Genomic DNA, 6108 nt, shown 5'->3' with positions numbered 1-6108 from the left:
CACGGCGCCTATGAATTCCAGGCAAGCCTATCCAACGGCAGCCGGCCCGACTGCCTGGTGCGGATGCCGCACGGCGCGCCGATGCTGGCCATCGGCGACGATCGCCTCCATGCGCGATTGGCCGAAGGCGCCGCGCGTCTGCTTGTTGGAGAGGATCGCCTGCAACTGCACGACCTGGCCGGCGAGCGACTGGATATTGCCCTGCGCGGTATCGATCACCGCCAGCCGCTCCTGCAGCTTGGCCAGGCTCTCATGCGTCGACTTGGTCTGTTCGGCCATGGTCTGGCCGAGGCGCCCGGTCATGGCGTCGAGCCGTTGTCCGAGCGACTGGGTGAGCTCGGCCTGCCGCGCCCCGAACACCTCGGCGATGGCGCCCATGCGCCCCTGCATCTCGGCCTGCGCCTGCAAGACGTCGGCGATGCGCGCCTCGGTGTCGCGGGCGTGGTCGGCGGCTTCCGCCGCGGCAACCGCGCGCGCCTTGCCCGCGCGCCACAGCGCGATGACGAGCGCCGTGAAGACCACGACCAGCAGGATCGCGCCGAAGCCAAGCACGTGGCCGAGCGTGATCGTGGAGGCGCCGAGCCACGCGACCGGTTGCGAAAGGATGGAGGTCATGTCGTTCATACGCGCAGCATAACCGATTCGGCCTCCTGGCACAGATCAAAACGTGAACAGGTTGAAGCTGTCCCGGTTGACGCTAGTCAAGCGAGGTCTTAGGTGAGACGCCATGTCGATCAAGCCGCTCATCATCCTTCCCGATCCCGTCCTGCGCCAGGTTTCCAAGCCGGTGGAACGCGTCGATGCCGATCTGCGCAAGCTCGCCGACGACATGCTGGAGACCATGTATGACGCCCCGGGCATCGGGCTGGCGGCGATCCAGGTCGGCGAACCCCGGCGGTTGCTGGTCATCGACCTCGCCAAGGAAGGCGAGGAGCCTCAGCCGCATGTCTTCATCAATCCGGAGGTGCTGGAGAGTTCCGACCAGCGTTCCGTCTATGAGGAAGGCTGCCTTTCGATCCCCGACTACTACGCCGAGGTCGAGCGCCCGGCCTCGGTGCGGGTGAAATATCTCGACCGCGACGGCAAGCTTCAGGAAATGCAGGCGGAAGGCCTGATGGCCACCTGCCTGCAGCATGAGATCGACCATCTCAACGGCGTGCTGTTCATCGACCATATCTCGAAGCTCAAGCGCGACATGGTGGTGCGGAAATTCAAGAAGCTCGCCAAGGACAAGGCGCCGGGCAAGATGGTGGGCTAAGCCTTATTCGAGTAATCCGCGCAGAACCCAATCTTTCCCTAGTTCGATGGCTTTGGAACCCAATTCCAACGCAAGTGCGCGAGATTCTGGCGAGAATATTAGGATCGCGACTACGGCAAGTGCGAGCAGCGGCGTGAGATAGATAGCGAATGCTCTCTCACTCCTTTTAGACAACTCGCCTTTCGTAAACTCCTCCTCAAGCGATATGAACTCAGCGATGGGCACACGGCGTGTCCCAAATGTCTTTTTGCGAGCTTTCATATGAATGGCTCCGAGGAGGCAAGCGGCCGAATCATACGAAGGAAGGTATTTGAACTTAGTTAACGATCAGCCCTCAGCGCAGCGAAAGCCCTTGCTATGCCCGGTTGAATAGAGCGCCTTGTCTTGATATCATGATATCAAATCGGAGGTTGGCCGTGAGTGATATGCTAATCCGAAATGTTCCCGAGCCGCTAAAGCGCGAAATTGAGCGGGCTGCCCGAAAGGTTGGCCAGAGCTTATCGGGCAAAGCCATCGATCTTTTATGGAAGGGCATGATTGCGGAGAAGGAGGCGAGGCTGGAACCTAACCTATCAGCATGGGACAGTATTCGCTCTGCATTTGCAAACGAAAGCGCAATTGACAATGAATTTGCCGATATAATGGCCGAAATCGAAGCCGAGAGGAAACAAGACTTTGGTCGCCGGATCGAGGATTTCGAGTGATAATCCTTGATACCAATGTGGTCTCTGAAGCGAGCAGAACGACACCCGACCCGAAGGTGGTCGAATGGTTTGGCAAACAAGAGCTTCTCGATCTCTATCTCTGCGGCCCAGTCGTAATGGAGCAATCCTTTGGTGCCGAGAGGTTTTTGAACAAAACAGGATCCGAACGCCATATTCGCGCGCTAGACCATCTGATCTCGGAGCAGTTCGCAGGCCGGATCGTTGAATTTTCTGGCCCGATTCCTCGTCTCGCTGGCAAGCTTCGGGCAAAGCGGGAAAAGATTGGTCGCCCTATCAGTCTTTCCGATGCGATGATTGCCGCGATCTGTTTGGTCCATGATGCGACGCTTGCAACCCGCAACGTGCGAGACTTCGACGAGCTTGACTTGAAGCTTGTGAATCCGTTCGAAGCGGACGCTTGAAACAGGATCGCCACGACAAAATGCCGCTTCGCGTCATCTTCATGGGCACGCCGGATTTCTCCGTGCCGACCTTGCGCGCCATCGCCGAGGCGGGCCACGAGATCGTGGGCGTCTACACGCAGCCGCCGCGCGCCGCCGGGCGGCGCGGGCTGGAACTGACGCTCTCTCCGGTGCAGCGCGAGGCCGAGCGGCTGGGGCTCGATGTACGTACGCCGACATCGCTGAAAAGCGAGGCTGAGCAGCAGGCTTTCGCTGCCTTGCGGGCCGACGTTGCCGTGGTCGTCGCCTATGGTCTGCTTCTGCCGAAGGTGGTTCTTGATGCGACCAGGCTCGGCTGTCTCAACGGCCACGCCTCGCTTTTGCCACGCTGGCGTGGTGCTGCTCCCATCCAGCGCGCGATCATGGCCGGCGATAGCGAAACCGGCATGATGGTCATGAAGATGGAAGAGGGTTTGGACACCGGACCGGTGGCATTGGTTGAAAAATGCGCCATCGCACCCGATATGACGGCCGGCGAATTGCATGACCGCCTGATGGCCCGGGGCGCTTCGCTGATGGTCGAGGCGCTCGCGCAGCTGGGGATAAATTGTCTGACATTTACCCCGCAGGCGGCGGAAGGGGTGACCTACGCCCGAAAGATCGATAAATCGGAGACACGCGTAGACTGGACGCGGCCTTCTGGCGAAGTCCACAATCACATTCGCGGCCTTTCGCCCTTCCCGGGCGCGTGGTGCGAGGTCGAAATTGGCGGCCGCATGGAGCGGCTGAAACTGCTTCGCTCGACGCTCTCGGATGGCGTCGGCGAGTCGGGAGGAATTCTCGATGACCGGCTGACGGTCGCCTGCGGATCGGGCGCGGTCAGGCTGGTCGAAGTTCAACGGGCGGGCGGAAGGCCTGCCGCCGCGCAGGAGTTTTTGCGCGGAGCCAAGATCGCAAAAGGAATGAAACTCATATGAGCATGATGTCGATACGCGCGGCGACGCCGCGGGATCGCGAGGCGATCCGTCTCGTCGAAGAGCATGCCTTTGGCCAGCAGGCGGAAGCCGGCCTGGTCGATGCCCTGGTCACCGGCGGCGACGCCGTCGTCGAGCTGGTGGCGGAAGAGGACGGCCAGGTCGTCGGCCACATCCTGTTTTCCAGGCTTTACGTGCAGAATGGCGGCAAGCGTTTCGCGGCCGTGGCGCTGGCGCCGCTGGCGGTCGAGCCCTCCTTCCACGGCACCGGCATCGGCGGCGCGCTGATCCGCGAGGCGCATATCCGCCTCAAGGAAGCCGGCGAGACGCTGGCCGTGGTTCTGGGCGACCCGACCTATTACGGCCGCTTCGGCTACACCCATGCGCGCGCTGCGGGATTCGAGAGCGAGTATCAGGGCGAGGCGCTGCAGGCCCTGGCCTGGGGCGACGCGCCCGAGACCGGCAGGCTGGTCTACGCTTCGGCCTTCACCGCTCTAGCCGCCTAGAGCAATTTCAGGAAAAGTGTGATCGGTTTTCCGTCCGGAATTGCGTAAAAACAAAGAGATAGAGTGTTTCGCCGTTTCCGTGAAACGGTGAAACGCTCTAGGCCAAGGCGAAAGCACCGCTGGCATGCCGCGTTTTCGGCTCGATATCGAATATGACGGCAGCCAGTTCGCGGGCTGGCAGCATCAGGCCGACCAGCCCTCGGTGCAGCAGGCGATCGAGCAGGCGATCGAGAAGTTCTGCGGTGAAGACCTAAGAATACGTGCCGCCGGCCGCACCGATGCCGGCGTGCACGCCACCGCCCAGGTGGCGCATCTCGATCTCGCCAAAGCGTGGTCGGGCGACAAGGTGCGCGATGCGGTCAATGCTCATTTGCAGGCGGCCGGCGCGCGCGTCGCCGTCCTGAAAGCGGCTGTCGTCGCCGACGATTTCGACGCGCGCTTTTCCGCCACCGGCCGCCACTATCTCTATCGCATCTTGAACCGTCGCGCGCCTCCGGCGCTGGAAAAGGGCAAGGTCTGGTGGGTGCCGAAGCGGCTCGATGCCGAGGCCATGCATGAGGCGGCCAAGGTGCTGCTTGGAAAGCATGACTTCACCACCTTCCGCTCCACCCAGTGCCAGGCCGAAAGCCCGGTCCGCACGCTCGACCGCCTCGAAGTCGGCCGCGATGGCGATTTCATCGAGGTGCGCAGCTCGGCACGCTCCTTCCTGCACAACCAGGTTCGCTCGATGGTCGGCTCGCTGAGGCGCGTCGGCGACGGCTCCTGGGGCGCCGCCGATCTCAAGACGGCGCTCGAAGCCCGCGACCGCGCCGCCTGCGGCCAGGTGGCGCCGCCGGACGGGCTGTTTCTCGTCGGGGTCGATTATCCCGAGGCGTCCGGCAAATCCGCTACCGACACCTAACCCGTCGTGCTGTCCGGTATGTCTATGCCGAGCAGCGCCTGCAGGCCGAACAGGACGAGCAGCGAGGCAATGAACATGCCGACGAACACGGCCGTGCCCACCGCGGCGCCCTTGCCGATGGTTGCGTTGGTCATGCGCCAGGTCAGCACCATCGACAGGGCGAACAGAACCAGCGACACCAGGCTGGTGATCTCGCTGCTGGAGGGGAGGAAGAGCCTGAGCAGCGCGGAGGGCAGCATCAGCCAGGCGATGATTGCCGACGTCCAGTTGGAGGCGACGACATAATGGACGAAGCGGCCGCCGATGCCGGCACGCGGCGCGACCAGCGCCAGCGCCACCAGCGGCAGCACCCAGGAGCCGAGATCGACCGTCGCCAGCCTAATCAGCATGCCGAGGCGTCCGGCGAAGGCGTCCGGATCGCCGATCTCGTTGGCGATCCCGACCCAGCCGACGATCAGTGCCGGCGCCGCCACGATGATGGCGAAGAAGGAATTCCAGAATCCGTCCGCCGAAAGGTCGAGCAGGCGCAACCCGTCGGCCTTGCCGAACATCAGTCGCCAGGCGCCGGCCAGCGAAGCGTAGGTTTCGTCCGCCGAAAGCATGGTCACGAAAGGCCCTGTCCGAACCAGTCTTCGATGAAGCGTTCGTAGATTTGCGTCAGCGTCTCTAGATCGGCAAGGGCGACGCGCTCGTCGACCATATGCATGGTCTTGCCGACCAGGCCGAACTCGACCACCGGGCAATAATCCTTGATGAAGCGCGCGTCAGACGTGCCGCCGGAGGTGGAGAGCGCCGGCGTCTTGCCGACCACCGCCTTGACCGAGCTGCTCAGCGTGTCGATCAGCCTGTCGTCACGGGTCAGGAAGACATGGCTCGGCCGGTCGCGCCAGACGAGCTCGTAGTCGACCGGCGTCTTCTTGCCCGGCCGGTACTTCTTGCGTCCGGCGGCCTGGTCGAGCCGGTTGTGGATCTCGGCCTGCACCGATTCGGCGTCCCAGGTGTCGTTGAAGCGGATGTTGAAGGTGGCGGTCGCCTTGGCCGGGATGACGTTGGTCGCCGGATTGCCGACATCGATCGACGTCACTTCCAGATTGGTCGGCTGGAAATCCCTGGTTCCCTTATCGAACACCGGATGGAGCAGCGCGTCGACAAGGCTCATCAGCCCGCGCACCGGGTTGTCGGCGAGCTGCGGATAGGCGGCATGGCCCTGGCGGCCGTTCACGGTCACGCTCCCCGACAGCGAACCGCGCCGGCCGATCTTGATCATGTCGCCGAGCGCGTCCGGATTGGTCGGCTCGCCGACGATCGAGGCGTCCCACTTCTCGCCCTTGGCCGCCGCCCAGTCGAGCAGCTTGGTGGTGCCG

General features: G+C 63.0%; 8 protein-coding genes and 1 pseudogene. 6 read left to right on the top strand and 3 right to left on the bottom strand.

All coding sequences use genetic code 11. The features are described from left to right. Positions 1 to 87: 87 nt before the first annotated feature. Positions 88 to 624, bottom strand: a pseudogene (rmuC, locus tag EOD07_RS18480) (DNA recombination protein RmuC); the annotation flags it as partial. Between the two features lie 103 nt (positions 625 to 727). On the opposite strand from rmuC, the gene def reads away from it, so the two are divergent. The 6 genes from def to truA all read left to right on the top strand — a co-directional run bounded on the left by def (position 728) and on the right by truA (position 4744). Next, on the top strand, positions 728 to 1258 hold the full coding sequence (gene def / locus EOD07_RS18475; protein WP_040984875.1) for a peptide deformylase: 531 nt from the start codon (positions 728 to 730) through the stop codon (positions 1256 to 1258). 425 nt (positions 1259 to 1683) lie between these two features. Continuing rightward, positions 1684 to 1962 carry a plasmid stabilization protein gene (locus EOD07_RS18465; RefSeq protein ID WP_245470221.1) on the top strand — a complete coding sequence of 93 codons (279 nt, stop codon included), beginning with the start codon at positions 1684 to 1686 and terminating at the stop codon, positions 1960 to 1962. Next, on the top strand, positions 1959 to 2384 hold the full coding sequence (locus tag EOD07_RS18460) for a type II toxin-antitoxin system VapC family toxin (protein ID WP_127236496.1): 426 nt from the start codon (positions 1959 to 1961) through the stop codon (positions 2382 to 2384). The genes EOD07_RS18465 and EOD07_RS18460 overlap by 4 nt, the downstream gene beginning before the upstream one ends. 20 nt (positions 2385 to 2404) lie before the next feature. Beyond that, positions 2405 to 3340 carry a methionyl-tRNA formyltransferase gene (fmt, locus tag EOD07_RS18455; protein WP_127236495.1) on the top strand — a complete coding sequence of 312 codons (936 nt, stop codon included), beginning with the start codon at positions 2405 to 2407 and terminating at the stop codon, positions 3338 to 3340. After that, the gene (locus EOD07_RS18450; protein ID WP_127236494.1) at positions 3337 to 3843 is read left to right on the top strand and encodes an N-acetyltransferase; all 507 of its coding nucleotides are present in this window, start codon (positions 3337 to 3339) and stop codon (positions 3841 to 3843) included. Before fmt ends, EOD07_RS18450 begins: the two co-directional genes overlap by 4 nt. Before the next feature lie 124 nt (positions 3844 to 3967). After that, the gene (truA, locus tag EOD07_RS18445; protein WP_127236493.1) at positions 3968 to 4744 is read left to right on the top strand and encodes a tRNA pseudouridine(38-40) synthase TruA; all 777 of its coding nucleotides are present in this window, start codon (positions 3968 to 3970) and stop codon (positions 4742 to 4744) included. Here the strand turns inward: truA and EOD07_RS18440 are convergent. Continuing rightward, the gene (locus EOD07_RS18440; protein WP_041009635.1) at positions 4741 to 5346 is read right to left on the bottom strand and encodes a hypothetical protein; all 606 of its coding nucleotides are present in this window, start codon (positions 5344 to 5346) and stop codon (positions 4741 to 4743) included. The genes truA and EOD07_RS18440 overlap by 4 nt on opposite strands. A 2-nt stretch (positions 5347 to 5348) precedes the next feature. Further along, a partial coding sequence (dapE, locus tag EOD07_RS18435; protein ID WP_127236492.1) for a succinyl-diaminopimelate desuccinylase occupies positions 5349 to 6108 on the bottom strand: 760 nt, incomplete at its 5' end.

It is taken from the genome of Mesorhizobium sp. M2C.T.Ca.TU.002.02.1.1 (genome assembly GCF_003997225.1).
Note: the sequence above shows the minus strand (reverse complement) of the source record. Positions and strands in the feature narration are given on the sequence as shown.

Excerpts from the sequence above, each read along its gene's own strand:
- def (WP_040984875.1), top strand. The coding sequence starts at position 728 with ATGTCGATCAAGCCGCTCATCATCCTTCCCGATCCCGTCCTGCGCCAG.
- EOD07_RS18465 (WP_245470221.1), top strand. The coding sequence starts at position 1,684 with ATGCTAATCCGAAATGTTCCCGAGCCGCTAAAGCGCGAAATTGAGCGG.
- fmt (WP_127236495.1), top strand. The coding sequence starts at position 2,405 with ATGCCGCTTCGCGTCATCTTCATGGGCACGCCGGATTTCTCCGTGCCG.
- EOD07_RS18450 (WP_127236494.1), top strand. The coding sequence starts at position 3,337 with ATGAGCATGATGTCGATACGCGCGGCGACGCCGCGGGATCGCGAGGCG.
- truA (WP_127236493.1), top strand. The coding sequence starts at position 3,968 with ATGCCGCGTTTTCGGCTCGATATCGAATATGACGGCAGCCAGTTCGCG.
- EOD07_RS18440 (WP_041009635.1), bottom strand. The coding sequence starts at position 5,346 with ATGCTTTCGGCGGACGAAACCTACGCTTCGCTGGCCGGCGCCTGGCGA.